Source organism: Rugosimonospora acidiphila, assembly GCF_039543385.1.
In the GTDB taxonomy this organism is placed as follows: Bacteria; Actinomycetota; Actinomycetes; order Mycobacteriales; family Micromonosporaceae; genus Rugosimonospora; species Rugosimonospora acidiphila.
On sequence record NZ_BAABJQ010000028.1, the window covers coordinates 79,215 to 100,544 of the forward strand.

At 69.6% G+C, this 21,330-nt stretch carries 18 protein-coding genes and 1 tRNA gene; 12 read left to right on the forward strand and 7 right to left on the reverse strand.

All coding sequences use genetic code 11. The annotated features are described in order from the left end of the window. Positions 1 to 193 precede the first annotated feature (193 nt). Both ABEA87_RS33680 and ABEA87_RS33685 read left to right on the forward strand, forming a co-directional pair. Positions 194 to 1,180, forward strand: coding sequence for an ArsA-related P-loop ATPase (locus ABEA87_RS33680; RefSeq protein ID WP_345636638.1), 987 nt, complete (start codon positions 194 to 196; stop codon positions 1,178 to 1,180). Positions 1,181 to 1,386: 206 nt separating this feature from the next. Next, a complete protein-coding gene (locus ABEA87_RS33685; protein ID WP_345636566.1) occupies positions 1,387 to 2,535 on the forward strand; it encodes an ArsA family ATPase in 1,149 nt (382 codons plus the stop codon). On the opposite strand, the gene ABEA87_RS33690 is transcribed toward ABEA87_RS33685, so the two are convergent. Beyond that, positions 2,524 to 2,823, reverse strand: coding sequence for a WhiB family transcriptional regulator (locus tag ABEA87_RS33690; RefSeq protein WP_345636568.1), 300 nt, complete (start codon positions 2,821 to 2,823; stop codon positions 2,524 to 2,526). The two genes, ABEA87_RS33685 and ABEA87_RS33690, sit on opposite strands and share 12 nt — an antisense overlap. Before the next feature lie 461 nt (positions 2,824 to 3,284). On the opposite strand from ABEA87_RS33690, the gene ABEA87_RS33695 reads away from it, so the two are divergent. Continuing rightward, positions 3,285 to 5,741, forward strand: a complete 2,457-nt coding sequence (locus tag ABEA87_RS33695; RefSeq protein WP_345636640.1) for a penicillin-binding protein — start codon at positions 3,285 to 3,287, stop codon at positions 5,739 to 5,741. Between the two features lie 166 nt (positions 5,742 to 5,907). Here ABEA87_RS33695 and ABEA87_RS33700 read toward each other — a convergent pair whose 3' ends face one another. After that, on the reverse strand, positions 5,908 to 6,363 hold the full coding sequence (locus ABEA87_RS33700) for a GatB/YqeY domain-containing protein (protein WP_345636570.1): 456 nt from the start codon (positions 6,361 to 6,363) through the stop codon (positions 5,908 to 5,910). A gap of 25 nt (positions 6,364 to 6,388) precedes the next feature. Here ABEA87_RS33700 and ABEA87_RS33705 point away from each other — a divergent pair, with 25 nt between their 5' ends. Both ABEA87_RS33705 and ABEA87_RS33710 read left to right on the forward strand, forming a co-directional pair. Continuing rightward, positions 6,389 to 7,276 carry a metallophosphoesterase gene (locus ABEA87_RS33705; protein ID WP_345636571.1) on the forward strand — a complete coding sequence of 296 codons (888 nt, stop codon included), beginning with the start codon at positions 6,389 to 6,391 and terminating at the stop codon, positions 7,274 to 7,276. A 91-nt stretch (positions 7,277 to 7,367) separates the two neighbouring features. Beyond that, positions 7,368 to 7,441, forward strand: a tRNA-Pro gene (locus ABEA87_RS33710). A 295-nt stretch (positions 7,442 to 7,736) separates the two neighbouring features. Here the strand turns inward: ABEA87_RS33710 and ABEA87_RS33715 are convergent. Further along, on the reverse strand, positions 7,737 to 8,534 hold the full coding sequence (locus tag ABEA87_RS33715) for an SDR family oxidoreductase (RefSeq protein ID WP_345636573.1): 798 nt from the start codon (positions 8,532 to 8,534) through the stop codon (positions 7,737 to 7,739). Between the two features lie 79 nt (positions 8,535 to 8,613). Beyond that, the gene (locus tag ABEA87_RS33720; RefSeq protein WP_345636575.1) at positions 8,614 to 8,793 is read right to left on the reverse strand and encodes a hypothetical protein; all 180 of its coding nucleotides are present in this window, start codon (positions 8,791 to 8,793) and stop codon (positions 8,614 to 8,616) included. 145 nt (positions 8,794 to 8,938) lie between these two features. Here ABEA87_RS33720 and ABEA87_RS33725 point away from each other — a divergent pair, with 145 nt between their 5' ends. Further along, positions 8,939 to 9,298: a hypothetical protein gene (locus ABEA87_RS33725; RefSeq protein ID WP_345636642.1), complete on the forward strand. Its 360-nt coding sequence runs from the start codon at positions 8,939 to 8,941 to the stop codon at positions 9,296 to 9,298. A 129-nt stretch (positions 9,299 to 9,427) separates the two neighbouring features. Further along, the gene (locus ABEA87_RS33730; RefSeq protein ID WP_345636577.1) at positions 9,428 to 10,249 is read left to right on the forward strand and encodes a nucleotidyltransferase domain-containing protein; all 822 of its coding nucleotides are present in this window, start codon (positions 9,428 to 9,430) and stop codon (positions 10,247 to 10,249) included. Between the two features lie 83 nt (positions 10,250 to 10,332). On the opposite strand, the gene ABEA87_RS33735 is transcribed toward ABEA87_RS33730, so the two are convergent. Further along, entirely contained in the window at positions 10,333 to 11,520 is a 1,188-nt protein-coding gene (locus tag ABEA87_RS33735) for a right-handed parallel beta-helix repeat-containing protein (protein WP_345636579.1), read from the reverse strand. Positions 11,521 to 11,869: 349 nt separating this feature from the next. Here ABEA87_RS33735 and ABEA87_RS33740 point away from each other — a divergent pair, with 349 nt between their 5' ends. The 3 genes from ABEA87_RS33740 (at position 11,870) to ABEA87_RS33750 (ending at position 15,464) form a co-directional block, all read left to right on the forward strand. Next, positions 11,870 to 12,631: a pentapeptide repeat-containing protein gene (locus ABEA87_RS33740; RefSeq protein ID WP_345636581.1), complete on the forward strand. Its 762-nt coding sequence runs from the start codon at positions 11,870 to 11,872 to the stop codon at positions 12,629 to 12,631. Between the two features lie 98 nt (positions 12,632 to 12,729). Continuing rightward, positions 12,730 to 13,785 carry an LLM class flavin-dependent oxidoreductase gene (locus tag ABEA87_RS33745; protein ID WP_345636583.1) on the forward strand — a complete coding sequence of 352 codons (1,056 nt, stop codon included), beginning with the start codon at positions 12,730 to 12,732 and terminating at the stop codon, positions 13,783 to 13,785. 224 nt (positions 13,786 to 14,009) lie between these two features. Then, positions 14,010 to 15,464 carry a diguanylate cyclase gene (locus tag ABEA87_RS33750; protein ID WP_345636585.1) on the forward strand — a complete coding sequence of 485 codons (1,455 nt, stop codon included), beginning with the start codon at positions 14,010 to 14,012 and terminating at the stop codon, positions 15,462 to 15,464. Positions 15,465 to 15,875: 411 nt separating this feature from the next. Here ABEA87_RS33750 and ABEA87_RS33755 read toward each other — a convergent pair whose 3' ends face one another. Together ABEA87_RS33755 and ABEA87_RS33760 are read right to left on the reverse strand one after the other, a co-directional pair. Further along, positions 15,876 to 16,946: an aspartate-semialdehyde dehydrogenase gene (locus ABEA87_RS33755; RefSeq protein ID WP_345636586.1), complete on the reverse strand. Its 1,071-nt coding sequence runs from the start codon at positions 16,944 to 16,946 to the stop codon at positions 15,876 to 15,878. A gap of 3 nt (positions 16,947 to 16,949) precedes the next feature. Further along, positions 16,950 to 18,215: an aspartate kinase gene (locus ABEA87_RS33760; protein ID WP_345636588.1), complete on the reverse strand. Its 1,266-nt coding sequence runs from the start codon at positions 18,213 to 18,215 to the stop codon at positions 16,950 to 16,952. Positions 18,216 to 18,484: 269 nt separating this feature from the next. Between ABEA87_RS33760 and ABEA87_RS33765 the strand changes: the two genes are divergently transcribed. Further along, entirely contained in the window at positions 18,485 to 19,291 is an 807-nt protein-coding gene (locus tag ABEA87_RS33765; RefSeq protein WP_345636591.1) for a hypothetical protein, read from the forward strand. A gap of 289 nt (positions 19,292 to 19,580) precedes the next feature. After that, positions 19,581 to 21,329 (forward strand): 2-isopropylmalate synthase, encoded by a 1,749-nt coding sequence (gene leuA / locus ABEA87_RS33770; RefSeq protein ID WP_345636592.1) that lies wholly within the window; start codon positions 19,581 to 19,583, stop codon positions 21,327 to 21,329. Position 21,330: the final 1 nt, after the last annotated feature.

The window sequence follows — 21,330 nt, forward strand, 5'->3', positions numbered from 1 at the left end:
TCATCTTGCAGCAGCCACGGCCCGGAACGGAGCCTGGCACCCGGGTGCCGGACTCCAGCCCCGGGCCGATCGCCTCACCCGTTCGCGGGCGTCCCGCTATGCGGGATCCAACAGACCGGGCGATGCCCGGCCAACCAGACACCCTCGCGAGGGTACCGTCGGCAGTGTGCGATCAGGCCATCCCGATGACTCCATCGAAGCGACCTCGCTGAGGACCCGGTCCTGGCCTGCCCGGCTGCACGTGGTCACCGGCAAGGGGGGCACCGGCAAGACCACCGTGGCCGCGGCGCTCGCCCTCGCGCTGTCCGGCAGCGGTCTGCGCACCCTGCTCGTCGAGGTCGAGGGGCGGCAGGGCATCGCCCAGCTGTTCGACACCCCGCCGCTGCCGTACGCCGAGCGCCGGATCGCCACCACCGAGGACGGCGGGGAGGTCCGGGCGCTGGCCGTCGACCCGGAAGAGGCGCTCCTGGAGTACCTCGACATGTTCTACCGGCTGGGCATGGCCGGCCGGGCGCTGCGGAAGCTGGGCGCCATCGACTTCGCCACCACCATCGCACCGGGCCTGCGGGACATCCTGCTGACCGGAAAGGTCAAGGAGGCCACCACCCGGACCGAGAGCGGTCGGCGGGTGTACGAGGCGGTGGTCCTGGACGCCCCGCCCACCGGTCGGATCGGCCGGTTCCTCAACGTCACCGCCGAGGCGGCCCGGCTGGCCCGGGTAGGGCCGATCAAGAACCAGAGCGAGGGGGTCGCGGCCATCCTGCGCTCCCCGATGACCGCCGTGCACGTGGTCACATTGCTGGAGGAGATGCCGGTACAGGAGACGGCGGACGCGATCGCCGAGCTGAGCGCCTTGAAGATCACCGTCGGTAACGTGATCATCAACGGCAGCCAGCCGCCCCTGCTGACCGAGGGCAAGGTGACCCAGGCCGAGCTGAAGCGGGGACTGGTCGCCGCCGGCCTGCCGGCGGATCGGGAGACGGTCGCCGGCCTGCGTAAGGAGGCCGAGGCGCACTTGACCCGCCGGGCGATCGAGCAGGGCCTGCGCGACGACCTCAGGGCGCTGGGCCGGCCGGTGATCGAACTGCCGTCGCTGGCCGGGGGCGTCGACCTGGCCGGCCTGACCACTCTCGCCGACACCTTGCGGCAACGCGCGCCCGTCGCGGATACGCTCGGCTAAACGTGGCCGTCAGCGGCGGCGAGGAACGAGGCGCCGCGGTCAAACGGCCACTGGGTCAGTAGGAAGAGTGGCCGTCAGCGGCGGCGAGGAACGAGGCGCCGCGGTCAAACGGCCACTGGGTCAGTAGGAAGAGTGGCCGTCAGCGGCGGCGAGGAACGAGGCGCCGCGGTCAAACGGGTGGAAGAGTGGCCGTCAGCGGAGGGACAGTGCCGGAAGATCAGCAGCAGCCCGCGCGGCTGGATGTGGACGCGATCCTCGCCGATCCCGGCACCCGGATCGTGGTCTGCTGCGGTTCCGGCGGAGTTGGCAAGACCACCACTGCCGCCGCGCTGGCGCTGCGGGCCGCCGAGGTGCACGGTCGCCGTACCGTCGTGTTGACCATCGACCCGGCCCGCCGGTTGGCCCAGGCGCTCGGCCTGTCCGCCCTGGACAATAACCCCAAGCAGGTCAAATTGGACGGCAGCGCCGAGGCCGGCGGCGAGCTGCACGCCATGATGCTGGACATGAAGCGCACCTTCGACGAGGTGGTGCTCACCCACACCGACCCCAAGCGGGCCGAGGAAATCTTCGCCAACCCCTTCTACCAGGCCATGAGCTCCACGTTCTCGGGAACGCAGGAGTACATGGCGATGGAGAAGCTGGGCCAGCTGCGCAGCCGGGACGACTGGGACCTGATAGTGGTCGACACCCCGCCGTCGCGCTCCGCGCTGGACTTCCTCGACGCGCCACAGCGCCTGGCGCGGTTCCTCGACGGACGGATGCTCCGGCTGCTGATGGCGCCCGCGCGGGCCGGCGGGCGCAGCATGTTCAACCTGGTGACCGCGTCGTTCGGGGTGTTCTCGCGAGCCGTCCAGAAGATCCTGGGAGCACAGCTTCTGACTGATTTGTCGGGGTTCGTCGCAGCGCTGGACAGCACCTTCGGCGGGTTCCGGGAACGCGCCGAGCAGACCTACCGGATCCTGCAGAACCGGGAGACCGCGTTCCTGGTGGTCGCCGCGCCCGAACCGGATGCCATCCGGGAGGCCGGATACTTCGCCGGGCGGCTGGCCGAGCAGCAGATGCCGCTGCACGGGCTGATCCTCAACCGGGTGCACGCGAACGCCGCGCCGGAACTGTCAGCGCAGCGCAGCCTGGCGGCAGCGGCCGACCTGGACCTCGACGGGAGCAGCCCGACCACCGCGGACGCCCTGCGGATCCACGCGGCACTGGCCGAGCAGGTGGTGCGGGAGGCGGAGGTGGCGGCGCGGTTCACCGCCAGGCACCCCGGGGTTCCGGTGGTACCGGTCGCCGCACAGCCCGCCGATGTCCATGACCTCGACGGGCTGCGCGCTATCGGTACTTCGCTAGCTGGCTGACACGAGTTCCTTGTCACGGTCCTTGCTGAGCGCGGCCTCGAACATCTTCCGCCAGCTGGCGACCTGAGGGTGCCTGCGCAGCAGCGCGCGGCGCTCCCGCTCGGTCATGCCACCCCACACTCCGAACTCGATGCGGTTGTCGAGTGCGTCTGCGAGGCACTCGTACCGCACCGGGCAGCTGCGGCAGATGCGCTTGGCCACGTTCTGCTCGGCCCCCTGAACGAACAGGGCATCCGGATTTCCATTCCGGCACGCCGCCAGGCTTGGCCAGTCAGCACTCATCCCCATCTGTGCACGTCCCCCCTTGTGCTCCCCCCGATCCGCCGGTCGTCCCCGTCCGCACTCCCCTGGCTCACCGCGGTGTTCCCCGAGACACCGAGCGACGAACCTGGTCCGGAGGCGCGAAGGGCGTCAACCCAGGCGGCAGCGCCCTCAACCCCGAGGGCACCGTTCTTGCGTTGCCGAATCATCATGCTCCGTAGTCACACGATTACGCAACGTCGTCGGCGAAATTCGCCAACCGGGACACAGGCCCCCATAGCCCATGCGTCTAACTATCTTGATAGCGGTGCTTCCACGTGCCATACCCGGGAACTGTCCCCATCCACCCACCCGTAGGTGGACAATCTCCCTAGCGACAGCGGAAGGAGCAACCGGACACCCAGGTTCGCGCGTTTAGCACAACGAGGCCGCCTCCGGTAGGACGCGGGCCAAAGATGTCGTTCGCGTACCCTGAGACGGTGAACCGGATGCGTAAGCGTGATCGCAACCCGTTGTCCAATGCCACGGCCCTTCTTGTATGCGGCCTTCTAGCAGGGGTTGTGGTCGCAGCCGCGGCCTTTCCCGCAGTGGCGATGTCGGGACTCGCCGCGAAGGCTGGCGCTGACGGCTTCGACGGTCTCCCGAGTCAGCTGACGGTGGCCCAGTCGCCACAAGATAGCTATCTATTTGCATCCGATCACAAAACGCTCATAGCGGCTTTCTACGACGAAAACCGACGAGACGTAACTGCCTCGCAAATTAACCCGTTGATGCTCCAGGCCATGGTCTCCGCCGAGGACATGCGCTTCTACCAGCACCACGGGGTGGACATCAAGGGCGTGGCCCGGGCCCTGGTCATCGACCAGAAGTCCGGCGCGACCGAGCAGGGCGCGTCCACGCTGACCATGCAGTACGTCCGGCAGGCAATCGAGTACTCCGCCTCCACGCCGCAGGAGGTCGTCGACGCCACCTCCGACACGCCCGGCCGCAAGGTCCGCGAGATGAAGATCGCCTTGTCGCTGGAGAAGAAGCTCACCAAGCAGCAGATCCTGGTGAACTACCTCAACATCGCGCCGTTCGGCGAGAACGCCTACGGCATCTACGCGGCCTCCGAGGTCTACTTCAACGAGACCCCGGACAAGCTCAACCTCGCGCAGGCATCCCTGCTGGCCGGCCTGGTCAAGGCCCCCAGCGCGTTCGACCCGGCCACGCCGAGCGGCCTGAAGCAGGCGATGGAGCGGCGCAACAACTACGTGCTGCCGAACATGGTGCAGATGCACTACATCACCCAGAAGCAGGCCGACGACGCCAAGAAGATCCAGCCGAAGATCTACGACAAGTCGACGCCCAACGGCTGCACCAGCGTGGTCAACCCCCAGTGGGGCTTCTTCTGTGACTACTTCTACCGCTGGTGGCTGCAGCAGCCGGCGTTCGGCGCCTCCCAGTACGAGCGCGAGGAGCGGCTGGAGACCGGCGGGTACACGATCTACGCCTCCTTGGACGTCAACGCCCAGGCCGAGGCCGAGAGCACCGTCAACAAGGAAGCCAAGGGCCTCAAGGACTCGGACGCGTTGATGGTCGCCGGGGTGGAGCCGGGGACCGGCCATATCGAAGTGATGGCGGTCAACCGGAACTACAGCAACGATCAGAGCCACAACGGGCTGAGTACCGATTCGACCAAACGCCGCCTGGGGCAGGTGGGTAACTATCCGAACACCACGTTGCCGCTGCTCGGCGCGCCCGACGCGGCCGGCGGATACCAGTTCGGTTCGACGTTCAAGATGTTCACGATGCTCACCGCGCTGCAGGAGGGCATTCCACTATCGAAAACAATAGATACGACGTATCGGTATAAATCGGACTACATCATCGATCCGAGCAGCGATGCGGCCTGCACGGGCACCCACTTCTACTGCCCAACCAACGACTCGCAGAGTGAGCAGGGCGACTTCAACATGTGGACCGGCTTCGGCCGCTCCATCAACACCTACTTCGTGCCGCTGGAACAGCAGGTGGGCGCGCAGAACGTGGTGGCCATGGCGCAGAACCTCGGCATCACGTTCACCGGCAACCCGGACACCCCGGGCACCGACGCCTACTTCGCGACCCACGGCGCCGACCAGTGGGGCGCGTTCACCCTCGGGGTAGCGGCGGCCACCCCGATCGAGATGGCCAACGCGTACGCGACGGTGGCGGCCGACGGCAACTACTGCGAAGCGCTGCCGGTCCTTGAGATCCACGACTTCAGCGGAGCCAAGCTGGACGCCGGCAACCCGCGCTGCAAGCAGGCGGTGCCGCCGGACGTGGCCCGTGCCGCGGCCGACGCGGCCCGCTGCCCGGTCGGCGACGACGCCTACCTCGGCGAGTGCGGCGGCGACAACACCGCCCAGAGCACCCGGGGCATCGTGCCCAGCAAGTACCAGATCGCCGGCAAGACCGGTACCACCGACAACGACCGCACCGCCGCCCTGATAGCGATGACCAAGCAGCTAGCGGTCGCCGGGGTGGTGGCCGACCCGGATAACACGGACACTCACGGGTACACACATACTCAGGTGAACTACGTGGTCGGCCACACGCTCGCCGACTACATGAAGGGCAAGACGCCGGTGAACTTCACCAAGGAGAGCGACCACACCGCCTTCGGTGAGAAACAGAGCATCCCGAGCGTCAAGTGCAAATCACAGAGCGACGCCACGTCGAAGCTCGAGGCGGCCGGCTTCGAGGTGCACGTCAGCCCGACCCCGGTCAAGTCCTCGTGCCCCGCGGGCACGGTGGCCAGCACCAGCCCGAGCGGCAGCACCTCCAAGGGCGGCCCGATCACCCTGAAGATCAGCAGCGGACCGGACGCCCCCGCCGGACCGCCGAATGCGCCCGACCCGACCAAGACGACCGCCGACTGCACGCCGCGGCCGGGCCTCATCTGCCCGCCGAACGGCCACTGATCCACGGCTAGTCACGCAAAGCGGGGCCGCCCACCCGGGCGGCCCCGCTCGCGTTTCCGGGGCCGGGTCGCCTCTCTGGCGGCGCCCCGGCCGGCGTGTCACCTATGAAGGAGTCCGTCGCGGCCGCCGGGTCCCAACGGGCCCGCGCGACCGCCGGTCGTGCGCCTCAGAGGCCCAACTGGCGGCGGACCTCCGCGGCCACCCGCCCACCCTCCGCCCGGCCCGCCACGGCCGCCTGGGCCGCCTTCATCGCCTGGCCCATCGCGCCCCGGCCACTGGTGTCCACCCCGCCCAGCGCCCCGGCCACTATCCCGGCAAGATCCTCATCGGACAGCTGGGTCGGCAGGTAACCGGCCAGTACGCCCTCCTCGGCCCGCTCCCGCTCGGCCTGCTCTGGCCGGCCGGCGTCGGCGAAGGCGGTCGCCGCCTCGCGCCGCTTCTTCGCCTCCCGGGTCAGCACCGCCTGAACCTCGTCCTCGGCGAGTTCCCGGGCCTGGTCGCCGGCGACCTCCGCGTTACGCACGGCAGTCAGCGCCATGCGTAGCGTCGAGGTGACCAGTTCGTCCCGAGACTTCATCGCGCTGTGCAGGTCAGTTTCCAGGCGGTCCTTGAGCGTACTCATGAACCACGAAACTACCCTTACCAGCATGCGCACGCGTACTGCATTAAGGTTCGTGACCGCCACGGCCGCCCTGGGCGCCGGCACCCTGGCCTACGCCTCGCTGGTCGAGCGGAACATGTTCACCCTGCGCCGGTTCGACGTACCGGTGCTCGCGCCGGACTCCGAGCCGCTGCGCCTGCTGCACATCTCCGACCTGCACATGATGCCCGGACAACGGCGCAAGCAGGACTGGGTGGCCGCGCTGGCCGCCGCGACCGACCCCGACCTGGTCATCACCACCGGGGACAACCTGGCCCACCCGGCCGCCGTACCGGCCGTGACCAGGGCGCTCGCGCCGCTGCTCAACCGGCCCGGGGCCTTTGTCTTCGGTTCGAACGACTACCGCGGCCCGGTGTTGAAGAACCCGTTTGGGTACTTCAACAAGAACCGGAGGTACGTGCAGGGCGCCGAGCTGCCCACCGAGGACCTGCGCGACGCCCTGGTCCGGGCCGGGTGGGCGGACCTGAATAACGCCCGGACGGTGCTCAAGGCGGGCGGCCGGTCGATCGAGCTGGCCGGCGTGGACGATCCACACGTGGGGCGCGACGACTACCTGCCCGCCCCGGCGGCAGAGGCGGACCTGCACCTCGGGCTGACCCACTCGCCCGAGCCCCGCGTGCTGGCCGAGATGGCGGCGGACGGCTTCACGCTGCTGCTGGCGGGCCACACGCACGGCGGGCAGGTGCGGGTACCCGGGGTCGGCGCGCTGGTCTCCAACTGCGGCCTGGACCGCCGGATGGCCCGGGGCCTGCACCGCTGGCCGGGCTCGGACGCCTGGCTGCACGTGTCGGCGGGCCTGGGTACCCACCCGACGGCCCCGATACGGTTCGCCTGCCGCCCGGAGGCGTCGCTGCTCACGCTGATCCCGCGCTAGCGGACGAACCGCGTGAGCGGAGGCGCCCTCGGCGAAACGGGATACCCAGGTTTGCTCGGCGGCGCGGGTCAGTTAGTATTGCCCGGCAGCTCGGGGTGTGGCGCAGCTTGGTAGCGCGCTTCGTTCGGGACGAAGAGGTCGTGGGTTCAAATCCCGCCACCCCGACAGAGCAGTGCAGCAGGCCAGGGCCGGTTTCCCAGAACAGGGAACCGGCCCTGATCACGTCTCGGGAGGCTCCCGGGAGAAAAATGGGAAAAATCTTGCGGGTTCGCTCCCTGACCTCCCGCCGTTTGCGAGTACCGGCCCTGGCTGCCAGGCCGGCCACGGATCGGCCAGCACCGGCGGCGCTTCTCAAGCGGCGCATGCGTGATGCTGTTCACGCCGCTGCCGGCACACACCGTCCGGTTCCCCCGTCACTCCCCGGGCCGCGGCCATCGGTCCCGGTTCCGGAGTGCCGAGCTCACAGATCGGGGATCGGTTGCTGGGTGCTGGGTGTCTGGAGCCCGCCGTGTACCTCGAGGACCGTGCCGGTGAGGTAGGAGCCGGCCGGCGAGGCAAGGTAGAGGACGCCGGCCGCGACGTCCTCTACGGTACCCAGCCGGCGCAGCGGCGTCGCTGCCTCGACTCGGGTGCGGAGCGCGGGGTCGTCGGTGATCGGCCCGGTAGCCGCGGTGGCAATGGTGCCCGCGGCGATCGCGTTCACCCGGATGCGTGGTGCGAGGTCCTGAGCCGCAAGCGCGGTGTAGTGAGCCAGTGCGCCCTTGACCACCCCGTAGGACAGGAAGCCTCGTCCGGCGATCAGCGCCATGACGCTGGAGATGTTGACCACCGATCCGCCGTCATGCTGGAGCATCATCGGTACAGCGGATGTCACGAGAGCGTGCGCGGTCGACACGTTGAAACGGAAGGCCTGTTCGAGTTCCTCGACGCTGGTGTCGAGGAAGGGCTTGGGCACCGCGCCGCCGACGTTGTTGACGACGATGTCTATCCGGCCGAACCGGTTCTCAGCCGCGCCAGCCACGCCACGGACCTGATCGATATCGCTCAGATCGGCGACCACGGGATGCGCCCGCCTGCCCGCTGCTTCGACCGCATGCGCGGTCGCGTTCAACTGCTCACGGGTACGGGCGGCTATCACGACATCGGCGCCAGCCTCGGCCAACGCCAGGGCGCAGGCCGCGCCGATACCCCGCCCGGCACCGGTCACCACCGCGACCCGGCCGTCGAGCCGGAACCGATCCAGGATGCTCAGCCACATACGCGATCACCTCCTGGCTTCTTGCTGAGGTACGTCGGCTTGAGGGGCCGACGCGGGAGATGGCCGGGTCGCGCGCCGGTCAACCGCTGTTGATCGCGCTGGTGATGGCAACGTTGGTGTACCGCCGCGCCGCCCGATCCCCTGCTCGGCGTGCCTGCTCCGGAGTCGCGCCCTGGGCGAGCGCCGTGCTGATCGCCTCGTTGCGACGCCGCTCCACCAGTTCGTTACGCCTCTGCCTAAGCCTGCTCAGGAAGGACATGACACCTGGTTCCCCGGCCCACGGCTGATCGAAACTGAGTGAGGGTGTGAGGGCGGGCCCGCGAGCGGCCCCCGCCGGCCCGGTTGGACACCGCGAATCCCGGTCACCATGCGGCGGACGGGGCGTCAGCACCTTAGCCTTGGTCGTGCTCGAAGCCGGGACCCGCAAGCGAAGCCAGCCAGCGCCGCCTCACGTCATCTTCGAAGCGCTGACCGAGCCGGACCGAGACCCGGCGCGGCCGTGGCTGCTGCTCCTCGACGACGAGCAGCCTCCGCGTACGCTGCGGGCCCAGAGCCCTCATCTCGTCGTGTGGTCCTCCATCTGGCGTAAGCGACCAGACGCGATGGTGCGCTTCGATCTGCCGAGCGATGGCGCGGCCGGGACTGAGCTGCGCTGGACCCTCCTTCTGGACGAGCCGTTGCCCGAACCGTCGCTGCTCGGACACCTGCGCAAGCGGCTCAACCAACTGATCAACGCGAACCTCAGGTACACGTTTGGTCAGTAGAGGTTGCACGCCCACGGCCGCGATTCGGACGCCCAGGGTTCCAGGCCGTGAAGCGTCAGTCGGGACGGAGCCGCCGAGAATGTGGCGGCCGGAACCAAGGCTGGTGAGCGGTTGGTAGCGTCGCCAGCCATGGAATCCCTCGATGGCACCGACGTCGACGCGGCCGTACCGGATCGGGTTCGGGAACTGGTCGATCGGCACCTGGGAGAGTTGGATCGGGCCGCACCGGGTCTGGTCGAAAGGCTTTACCTGAGCGGATCGGTCGCCCTGGGCGACTACCACCCCGGGGTCAGCGACATCGACTTTCTTGCCGTGATGTCGCGCCCCCTGGGCCCCGACGAGCTCGCGGCCGTGGCCGCCGTTCACCGGGGCATGCCGTCGTCGCCGCACTACGACGGCGTTTACCTGGACCGCGCCTCGGTCGAGGCAATGGTCGACGACGGCCGGGCCGCACCGCACGTGGTGGACGGCGTGTTCCGCGGAGACGAGCCGTGCGGGGAACTGAATCCGGTGCTGTGGCTGACTCTGGACCGCCGGGGCGTCGCGGTGCGAGGACCGGCCACGGCGAATCTCGATCTGCGCGTCGATCCTGACCGGCTGCGCCGGTGGAATCTGGACAACTTGAAGGAGTACTGGCAGCCGCTGGCTTGGCAGGTACGGCAGGCGGTGGCCGAACGTGCCGACGACGCGGTGGCCCATCCGGTCGGGGTGGTGTGGGCGGTACTCGGTCCGGGTCGCCTGCACTACACCCTGGCGACCGGCCAGGTCGCGTCGAAGTCCGAGGCCGGGGTCTACACGGCCGGGCGGTTTCCGGAGTGGGCCGAGCTCATCGAGCGTTCGCTAGCCTGGCGCCGTGGCCACGAGGACGTCAGCTTCGTCACCACCGACGCCGTGGCGGCCGCCGCGCTGATCGACGCGGTCGTCGAGGACGCCTGGCTGCGCTGGGGCTGATGCGGAGGCGCCTGGTGCCAGACGCGGAGCGGTGCCCGGACAGATCGTCCGGGCACCGCTCCAACCCCCACCCCAGAAACGTCTCAGTTGGTCGAAACCTGAACGCTCACGCCCGCGAACGCGTTGGCGCGCACGTTCTTCGCGGTGACCGGGCCGGTCGTCCAGACTCCGAAGTGGTCGTTGGTGATCAGGTTGCCGGTGATCTCGATCGACAGCGGCGACACCGTGGCCACGACGATGCCGGTGGTCTCCGAGTCGATCACCGGGGCGAAGTCGGGGTCGCCGTTCAGGTTGTTGGTGCCGATCTGGTTGCCCCGGATCACGTTGCCGTTCAGGTACTCGCCCGCGACGTGGCTGTGCACGGTGACACCGGACAGGGCGTTGCCGTTCAGGACGTTGCCCTCGACGGTGTTGTTGTACACGGCGCCGCCCGGCGCGCCGGTGGCCAGCACGACGCCGGCGCCCGCGCCCCGCAGCCCGTTGTCGTCGCTGATGTTGCCAACGATGTCGTTGTCGAAGACACCGGCGACGCTCGGGGCGGGCACCCCGTTCGGTGCCGCGGCCGGGTTGTGGCCCACGATCGTGATGCCGCACGCGGTCAGGCTCCCGGTCACCACGTTGCCGGCGATGCGGTTGTGCGCGGCCGGGCCGGTCTCGTCACTGACCAGGACGCCGCCGCTGTTGCCGGTGATGGTGTTGCCGCTGATCGTGGAGTTCGAGGTACCCATCAGGTGGATGCCCTCGCCGCAGTCGCCGGGTACGCCCTGGTTCACGGCGCAGAACGGGTACGTGTTTGGCACCGGGTTGGTCGGCAGCGCGCCCAAGTCGTTGTGCTTGACCACATTGCCGGCAATGGTGATGCCGCTGACACCGTTGGCGAGAATTCCCTCACCGATGGCGTTCTCGACGGTGAGTCCGGAGATGGTGACTCCGGACGCCGTGATTGTCACGCCGTTGTTCTGGTTGGTGGCATCGATGGTCGCCCCGGATCGCCCCTGGAGCGTCACCGCCTTCGCCACGGATACGGTCTCGCGGAAAGTCCCCCCACAAACGATCACAGTGCCCTTCGCGTCCACCCCTGAAACCGCGGCACTGATCGATTTGTACGCGGCGGAGTCGCAGCCCTTGTCACTTGCCGTGATCACGCCGTGCGTCGAAACGTACACGGTGTGCGGCAGCGGCTGCGCCTGCGCGCCGAGCGCCCCCAGGAACGGGCTGACCAGTACGACGCCGCCAGCGGCGGAGATCGCCGATGCTTTCAGCTTGTTCACTCACTACTCCAGATTGCCGTTGTTCATCGCCGACCCCCCTCGGTTCGGCGACGGCCTTGGAATCGATGGCTCCTAAAGGTTTAGCACCACGTAAAGGCGCGGTCTACGACCGACAGCCGGTGCATTCTGTGAGCCGCGCCGCCCGAGGCACTGGCGAATCCGGGAATACAGAGGGCGGTTTTGACGGAAGTTCAGAAATCGTTCGTTGCGATTATCCGAGAATTCACGCATTGGCGGTCCTGCGGCGCTAAGCGAACTCGTCAGTAAACTCGCCAGTAGACCGAAGAGTAACAAAGACTGGCGGGATAAGCACGCTCGCGACGGCTAACTGCGGATAGGATCCGGACCCGTGGCACCACGACCCCGCAGCGCCACCGCGGCGACGGCGCGCGAGCCGGCGCCGCCGAGGCTGCCGACGCGCGATGACCAGGCCGGCCCGGACTCCGCCGGCCGTGACCTCGAGCCGGAGACGACGTACCGGGGAGTCGCGCTGCGCGACGTCGACCTGTCCGGGCGGTGTGCCGAGTCCGTCGAGTTCGAGCAGTGCCGGCTGCGGGGGGTGGACCTGTCCGGTACCCGGATCGACGCGGCCCGGTTCACCGACTGCCTGGTGGAGACCTGCGACTGGGCCAACCTGCGGTCCGACCACGGCGCGCTGGTGCGGGTGCGGTTCGCCGGATCGCGGATGACCGGACTCGGATACGCGTCGGGGGTGCTGCGCGACGTCGTGTTCGAGGAGTGCCGACTGGACCTGTCGGGATGGCGGTTCGCCAGCTTCCGCGCGGTGCGGTTCGACCGGTGCACGTTGACCGGCGCGGATTTCACCGGCGCGGACCTGGGCGGGGCGCGGTTCGTCGGCTGTGATCTGTCGGGGGCGCACTTCGACGACGCCCGGATGGAGGGCACGATCGTCGGCGGCTGCGAGTTGGCCGGCATCGGCGGCGTGACGAGTTGGCGGGGCGCCACGGTCGACGGTACGGACCTCGCGGCCCTGGCGTTGGTAATGGCCGGCGCGCTGGGCATCCGGATCGACGCCGGGGGCGGCGAACGGGACGAGGGCGACCGAACCGGCGGCGATGGCGCCCGGCGGTCGTCGCCGCGGCCGGCGTGACCGAGCCACGGCCGGTGTGACCGACTCGCGCCGCGGGAATGCTCCCCCCGGTGGCGCCGTTCGCGTCTACTGGCCGCGCCACTGGGGAAGGAACGAAGATGCCCGCACCGCTTGAGTTCGCCATCGACACCTTCGGGGACGTCACCAAGGACGCCGATGGGCACCGCCTGCCGTACCCGCAGGTGATCCGCAACGTGGTCGAGGAGGCCGTGCTGGCCGACGGCCTGGGCATCGACGCCATCGGCATCGGGGAGCACCACCGGGACGACTTCGCCATCTCCGCCCCCGAGATCGTGCTGGCGGCGATCGCCGCGCGTACCGAGCGGATCAGGCTCACCACCGCGGTAACCGTGCTCAGCTCCGACGATCCGGTGCGGGTCTTCGAGAAGTTCGCGACGCTGGACGCGGTCTCTCAGGGTCGCGCCGAGATCATCCTCGGCCGCGGCTCGTTCACGGAGTCGTTCCCGCTGTTCGGCTACGACCTCGCCCAGTACGAGGAGCTGTTCGAGGAGAAGCTCGACCTGTTCTCCCGGCTGCTGGACGAGGGCCCGGTCACCTGGCAGGGCCGGCTGCGCGCGGGCCTTTCGAACCAGGAGGTGTACCCGAAGACGGAGTCGGGCCACCTACGCACCTGGGTGGGCGTCGGCGGCAGCCCCGAGTCCGTGGTCCGGGCGGCCCGCTACCGGATGCCGCTCATGCTCGCGATCATCGGCGGTCAGCCGGCACGCTTCGCGCCGTATGTCGACCTGTACCACCGGGCGCTCGACCAGTTCGAGTTCGACCGGCTCCCGATCGGGGTGCACTCACCCGGGTACGTCGCCGAGACGGATGAGCGGGCCCGCGAGGAGTTGTGGCCGCACTACCGGGCGATGCACGACCGGATCGGTCGCGAACGCGGCTGGGGCCCCACCGACCGCCGCCGCTTCGAGCTGGAGGCGGATCAGGGTTCGCTCTACGTCGGCTCCCCTGACACGGTGGCCAAGAAGATCGCGGATACGGTGCGGACGCTCGGCGTCGACCGTTTCGAGTTCAAGTACAGCTCGGGGACGCTCTCGCACGAGAAGATGATGACCGCGCTGCGGCTGTACGGCGAGCAGGTCGTGCCCCGGGTGCGGCAGCTGCTGGCGCAGGAGCCGGCCCCCGCCGCCGACTGAGCCACCGGCCCGGGCCCGGCCCACCGGCCGCCGGCCATCGACCGGCGGCCCGGACCGGCGGCCCGGATTGCCGGGGCACCGCCCCTCACCTGGGCCGGCGCCTGCTCGGGCACCTCGCGGGTTCCCCCGTTAGAGGTACCTTTGATCGAGGTCGCCCGCAGGTTGGCGGCCGGACCCACCGGGATCGGCGCGAACCGGTCCCACCGAATCTTTGGACTGGTGAAGTGCCCCTCGACCAGCTCCTGGAGGACGTCACCAGCGCCCTCGACGAGTCCGCGTCGGTCAACGTGGCGTGCCGGCGTGCCGTGGAGTCCTTCGCGGCGCACAGCCCGGCGATGACCGCCGTGCTGCTGCCGGTCCAGGAGTACCTGCGATGCGTCGCCGCGGCCGGTTCCTGGCACGTGTACTCCTCGCTCCCGTTCGGCGCCGGGGTCGCCGGGCGGGTCTACCAGAGCGGCCGGACCGCCGTGGTGACGGATGTGTCCGCCGATGAGGATTATGTCTCGCTCGGCCCCTCGGTCGAGGTCGAGATCTGCGCGCCCATCCCCGGTCCGGACGGCCGGCCGTGTGGGGCGTTCAACGTCGAGTGGGGCATACCGGTCGACATCGACCTGTGGCGGCCGGTGATCGAGGAGATCGCGGCGCGCATCGGCGCCCGGGTCACGGCGCTGGGCGGCCCGCCGAGCGAATCGGCCAGCGAGAAGCTGCTGCGCCACGCGCTGGCCTTCGGCACCGCTACGGACGAGCGGCAGCTGCTGCGCCGCTCGCTGGTCGCGGCCCGCGAGGTGTCCGGGCTGTCCACCCCCGCGGTGCTGCTGCCGGGACGGGCCGGCGCCCGGGCCCTGTTGGATCACCAGAACCCCACCCCGCTCGGCGACCGGCTGGCCGCCCTCGGGCCCGAGGTGCTGGCCCAGTTCACCGTCCGCGCGCGGCGGCACGGGGCGGCATACACCCTGGGCGACCCGGCCGAGTTCGGCGATCACGGGTTCGAGCTGCTCACCGCCATCGGGGTGGGAACGATGATCTCGGTACCGGTCGGGCCGGGACGCGACGCCGGGGCCGACCCGGCCACGGCCGGCGCCGTGCTGCTCGCCGTGGACGAGCGCACCATGCGCCCGGACCCGGCCATCCCCAACCTGCTCGAACTGCTCGCGGCGCACGCCTGGACCAGCCTGGACCGGCTGGACACGCTGCGCCGGCTATCCGAGAAGGCCAGTTCCGACCCGCTCACCGGGCTGCGCCACTACGGCCCGTTCGGGGAGCGGCTGGCCAGGTCGACACCCGGGCGTACCGCCCTGCTGGCCATCGACATCGACCGGTTCAAGCAGCTCAACGACGAGTACGGGCACCAGGCCGGCGACCGCGCCCTGGTGGACCTGTCCCGCACCCTGCTCGCGACCCTGCGCAGCGGCGACGAGCTGTACCGGATCGGGGGCGACGAGTTCGCGGCGGTGATCGAGGTGAAGCGGCCGGAGGAGGCGCGGGCAATCGCGGAGCGACTCGCCCAGGCGGCCAGGCGTCAGGGGCGCACGATCAGCGTCGGCGTGGCGCTCCAGTCGGCGGACGAGTCTCCGGCGGACACCCTGCACCGCGCCGATGTGGCCCTCTACGAGGCAAAACGTACCGGGCGGGACAGCGTCCGGGTGGCCTCGGTGCGCCCGGCCAGCGGGGCGGCCTGACGGTCTGCCCCGGGACGCCGGAGTGACCCAGCTCACGAAATGCCGGCGGCCCCGGCCCGCGTTGTACCCAACGCTGATGTGCTCCGTGTCCCCGGGCCTCAACTAAATTGCCTTCGCGGAATACCGTACGGCTGGAGCCGCGTCGCGCCACTCGCCGAGAGGCGACCGGCACATCAGCACCACGTAAAGTCCCCGCCGCACTTCGGTGCGGCGGGGACTTTGTCGTTGCGAGGCTTCCGCGTGTTTCGAGGCTTCCCGCGTCGTTTCGTGGGTCCCGCGTGTTTCGACCCTCGTTCCCGACTCCTCCGGCGTGCGGCCACCGGGCTTCCCCGGGGATCGCCCGGGGCCGACCCGGTGACCGCGCGCTGTGTGCGGAAGGAGGGATGAAACGTCGTTGGGTCCGCCGAGGAGTCAGCGCGCCGGCACGAACTCCGCGGCGATGACCTCGGCGATTTGCGCGGTGTTGAGCGCGGCGCCCTTGCGCAGGTTGTCGCCGGTCACGAACAGGTCCAGCGCCCGGGGGTCGTCCATCGACCGGCGGATCCGGCCGACCCAGGACGGGTCGGTGCCCACCGCGTCGATCGGCATCGGGAACTCCCCGGCCGCCGGGTCGTCGACCAGGATCACGCCGGGGGCGTGGCGCAGTGCCTCCCGGGCCCCCTCGGCGTCCACCTCGGTGGCGAAGACCGCGTGGATGGCGACCGAGTGGCTGGTGACCACCGGAACCCGGACACACGTCGCGGAGACCTTGAGATCGGGCAACCCGAGGATCTTGCGGGACTCGTTGCGGACCTTGACCTCTTCGGAGGACCACCCGTTGTCCTTGAGCGATCCCGCCCACGGCACCACGTTGAGCGCCATCGGCGCCGGGAACGGGCCGAGGTCGTCGCCGACCGCCCGGCGCACGTTGCCGGAGCGGGAGCCGAGGTCACGGTTGCCCGCCACCTTGTCGATCTGGCTCAGCAGGGTGTCGATGCCGGGCTTGCCGGCGCCGGACACCGCCTGGTACGAGGCGACCACCAGCTCGCGCAGCCCGTACTCGTGGTGCAGCGGGGCCAGCGCGACGATCATGGTGAGGGTGGTGCAGTTGGGGTTCGCGATGATCCCCTTCGGCCGGTTGCGCACCTGCTCAGGGTTGATCTCCGGTACGACCAGGGGGACGTCCGGGTCCATCCTGAAGGCGCCCGAGTTGTCCACCACGACCGCACCCCGGGACGCCGCGATCGGCCCCCACTCGGCGGAGATCTCGTCCGGCACGTCGAACATGGCCACGTCGATGCCGTCGAAGGCCTCGGGGGTCAGCGCCTGGACGGTCAGTTCTTCGCCGCGCACGGTCATCTTCCGCCCGGCCGAGCGCGCCGAGGCGATTAACCGGATCTCCCCCCACACGTTCTTCCGGGAGGAGAGCAGGTCGCACATCACCCCCCCGACCGCGCCGGTTGCCCCGACAACGGCCAGCCTGGGTAGATTCTTGTCGCTCACGTCCTACCTCCCGGTCCCGGCGTAGACCACGGCTTCCTCGTCCCCGCCCAGGTCGAACGCGTTGTGAATGGCGACGACCGCAGCGTCCAGATCGGTGTCCCGGCAGACCACCGACACCCGGATCTCGGACGTGGAGATCATTTCGATGTTGACGCCCGCCTCCGCCAGCGCGGCGAAGAACTTGGCGGCGACGCCGGGGTGCGAGCGCATCCCGGCCCCGATGAGGGACACCTTGCCCACGTGATCATCAAAGAGCAAGCCCTTGAAGCCGACCTTCTCCTTGATCTTGCCTAGCGCCGCCATGGCGGCCGGCCCGTCGCTCTTCGGGAGCGTGAAGGAGATGTCGGTGCGACCGGTACCCTCCGTCGACACGTTCTGAACGATCATGTCGATGTTGGTCTCGGCGAGGGCGACCGTCTCGAAGAGGTGCGCCGCCTCGCCCGGCTCGTCGGGCACTCCGACAATGGTGATCTTGGCCTCGCTGGGATCATGCGCGACGCCGGTGATCAGTGCTTGCTCCACGGGAAGATCCTCCATCGATCCGGAGACGATGGTCCCCGGCTTGTTCGAGTACGACGAGCGGACATGGATCGGCATGCCGTAGCGCCGCGCATACTCTACGCAGCGCAGCATCAGCACCTTCGCGCCGCACGCGGCCAGCTCCAGCATCTCCTCGTAGGTGATCTGTTCGATCCGCCGGGCGTTCGGCACGATCCGCGGGTCCGCGGTGAACACGCCGTCCACGTCCGTGTAGATCTCGCAGACATCGGCCCGCAGGGCGGCGGCCACCGCTACCGCGGTGGTGTCCGAGCCGCCCCGGCCGAGGGTGGTGATGTCCTTGGTGTCCTGGGACACGCCCTGGAAGCCGGCGACGATCGCGATCGCGCCCTCGTCCAGCGCGGTGAGCAGCCGGCCCGGGGTCACGTCGATGATTCGTGCCCGGCCGTGCGCCGAGGTGGTGATCACCCCTGCCTGCGAGCCCGTGTACGACCTCGCCTCGTAGCCCAGGTTGTGGATCGCCATGGCCAGCAGCGCCATCGAGATGCGCTCACCCGAGGTGAGCAGCATGTCCAGCTCCCGGCCGGGTGGCAGCGGGCTGACCTGATGTGCGAGCTCCAACAGCTCGTCTGTGGTGTCGCCCATGGCGGAGACGATCACGACAACGTCGTCCCCCGCCTTTCGGGTGTCCACGATCCGCTCGGCTACCCGCTTGATGCGCTCGGCGTCCGCAACCGACGAGCCGCCATATTTCTGCACCACGAGCGCCACGCGAGTGACCCCCTCTCCATCGCGGCACACGCCGCGAGCCTGTGAACCCCCGCCGCGTCAACGCTGCCGCGACAGGCCCGACGAGACCTCCGCTCGCCGCGACCCTGGTCCCACGCGACGACGCCGCCGGTCACTGCGGCCGTCGCGAATGGCGACGGGCCTGGTCAGGCCGGCGGCGCTAGTGGGACGACACCAAGGGTACCGGCGCGGCGCAGCGGCTTGGAGAGTCGATCCCACGATCCGGCCGTTGTGTGACCCACAATGACTCGGTGCGCCTGAGAACCGGAGTTGCCGCAATCGTCCTGGTCGGCGTGCTATCGGCGGTCGGGTGCGGCAGCACCCCGCCGCCACCGGCGGACCCCAGCCCCAGCCCGGCGCCGACCGGCCCGACCGACGCCTGGGGGCAGTTGGCCGCCCGGGTCGCCACGTCCCAGGACAAGCGGTACACGGCCACCTACACGCTCACCTCGCACGGCCGGCCGGCCCGTACCGTCTCGGTGACCATCGCGGCCGACGGGTCGTGGCTGGTCACCATCCCGGGCGGGGCACTGAGCGGCACGGTCGACGTGGCGGTCGCGGACACCCGCAACGGGCTGTACCAGTGCGCCCTGAGCCCCGTTCCGGCCGCTCCCGACCCCACCGACGACGAGAGCGCCGATCCGGACGGCACGCCGCCGAGCCCCGCCCCGACGGGCTGCGTACGGGTCGCCGACTCCACCGGCGCCCTGCCTGCGGCGGCCGATCCCCGGGTGGAGTACCTGTTCACCACCTGGCTGCCCATCCTCACCGACCGGGATCAGGCCATCGCCGTCAACAACGCGACCATGCAGGGCGCCAAGGGTCAGTGCTTCTCCATCCAGCCCAACTCGGCGGCGCTGACCCCGCCGGTCGACGCGGGGATCTACTGCTACGACACGGACGGCACGCTGACCGGGGCGGCCCTGCCGATGGGCACGTTCCTGCTGGCCTCGGGGCCGGGTGCGGCACCGCCCACGGTGGCCCTGCCGGCCCCGGTGGTACCCGGAACACCGGTGGCCACCGCCTCACCCACCCCGCCGCCAGACTCCGACCAGTAGCGACGCCGACGCGCGGGTGGGCGCGCCCGCCCGTGCCGCGAGCCGGCTCGACCGCCCTGTCTGCCGCCCCTGTCGGGCGCGCGGCGAGCGCGCCTCCCAGATCGCGGGAGCCTGGGTTGAGTGATGCCGCTGTGGCGTACAGTGTCCCCTGTTATGTCGCGGGTACTGCTTCTTCGCTGCCGCGGCGGGGCTCCATCCGGCCGGCACCCCGTCGCGGAGTAGGCACGCGTCCTCGCCTGAGCATGCGGACCAAGCCGGTCACCTCCCTTCCGGCTTTGGAGCTTCCGACATGACTGACGACACGATCAGCAGCACCACGACCGCCGGCGACGCCATCGCGCGACAGCGGGCCAGCGCCATGCCCTTCGGCCGCTACCAGCCCTACCACCAACAGTTCACGGTCGAGCTGCCGGATCGGCAGTGGCCCGAACGCCGGATCGAGGCGGCGCCGCGCTGGTGCGCGGTGGACCTGCGCGACGGCAACCAGGCACTGATCGACCCGATGTCCCCCGAGCGCAAGCGGCGGATGTTCACGCTGCTGGTACAGATGGGATATAAGGAGATCGAGGTAGGTTTCCCGGCGGCCAGCCAGACCGACTTCGACTTCCTGCGGCAGCTGATCGAGCAGGATCTGATCCCGGACGACGTGACGATCCAGGTGCTGACCCAGTGCCGCGAGCACCTGATCGACCGGACCTTCGAGTCGCTGCGCGGCGCCAAGCGGGCCATCGTGCACATCTACAACTCGACCTCGGTGCTCCAGCGCCGGGTGGTGTTCGGGCTGGACAAGGACGGCATCACCGACATCGCCACCAGCGCGGCCCGGCTGTGCAAGAAGTACCAGGAGATCCACACCCCGGACACCGACATCTACTACGAGTACTCGCCAGAGAGCTACACCGGTACCGAGCTGGAGTACGCGCTGGAGATCTGCTCGGCGGTGATCGACGTGATCGACCCGACCCCGGACCGTCCGCTGATCGTCAACCTGCCGGCCACGGTCGAGATGGCCACCCCGAACGTGTACGCCGACTCGATCGAGTGGATGCACCGGCACCTGCCCCGCCGCGACTCGGTGATCCTGAGCCTGCACCCGCACAACGACCGGGGCTGCGCCGTGGCCGCCGCCGAGCTGGGCGTGATGGCCGGCGCCGACCGGGTGGAGGGCTGCCTGTTCGGCAACGGTGAGCGCACCGGCAATGTGGACCTGGTCACACTCGGACTGAACCTGTTCAGCCAGGGCATCGACCCGCAGATCGACTTCCGGCAGATCGACGAGATCCGCCGCACCGTCGAGTACTGCAACCAGCTGCCCGTACACGAACGCCACCCGTACGCCGGTGACCTGGTCTACACGGCGTTCTCCGGCTCCCACCAGGACGCCATCAACAAGGGCCTGGACTGGCTGACCAGGGACGCCGCCGAGGCCGGGGTGGGGGTCGACGACTTCACCTGGGGAGTGCCGTACCTGCCCATCGACCCGAAGGACGTCGGGCGCACGTACGAGGCGGTGATCCGGGTCAACTCGCAGTCCGGCAAGGGCGGCGTGGCCTACATCATGCGCACCGAGCACCAGCTCGAGCTGCCCCGCCGGCTGCAGATCGAGTTCTCCGGCGTGGTGCAGCAGCACACCGACGACGAGGGCGGCGAGGTCACGCCGGAGCAGATGTGGGACATCTTCTCCGCGACGTATCTTCGCCCGACCGCGCGCCGGGTGAAGATGGCGAGGTACTCCACGTCGGCGCTGGACGGGAAGGTGGAGCTCAACGTGTCCGTCGACGTGGACGGGACGCGGCGGGACCTGATCGGAGTGGGGAACGGCCCGATCGACGCCTTCGTCAACGCGCTGTCCACCGTGGACGTTTCGGTACGGGTACTGGACTATGCCGAGCACGCGTTGACCGCCGGCGGAGACGCGCAGGCGGCCGCGTACGTGGAGTGTGAGGTGGACGGCGAGGTCCGGTGGGGCGTCGCGACGGACGACAACATCGTCACCGCGTCGCTACGCGCGGTCGCCAGCGCGATCAACCGGGACTGAT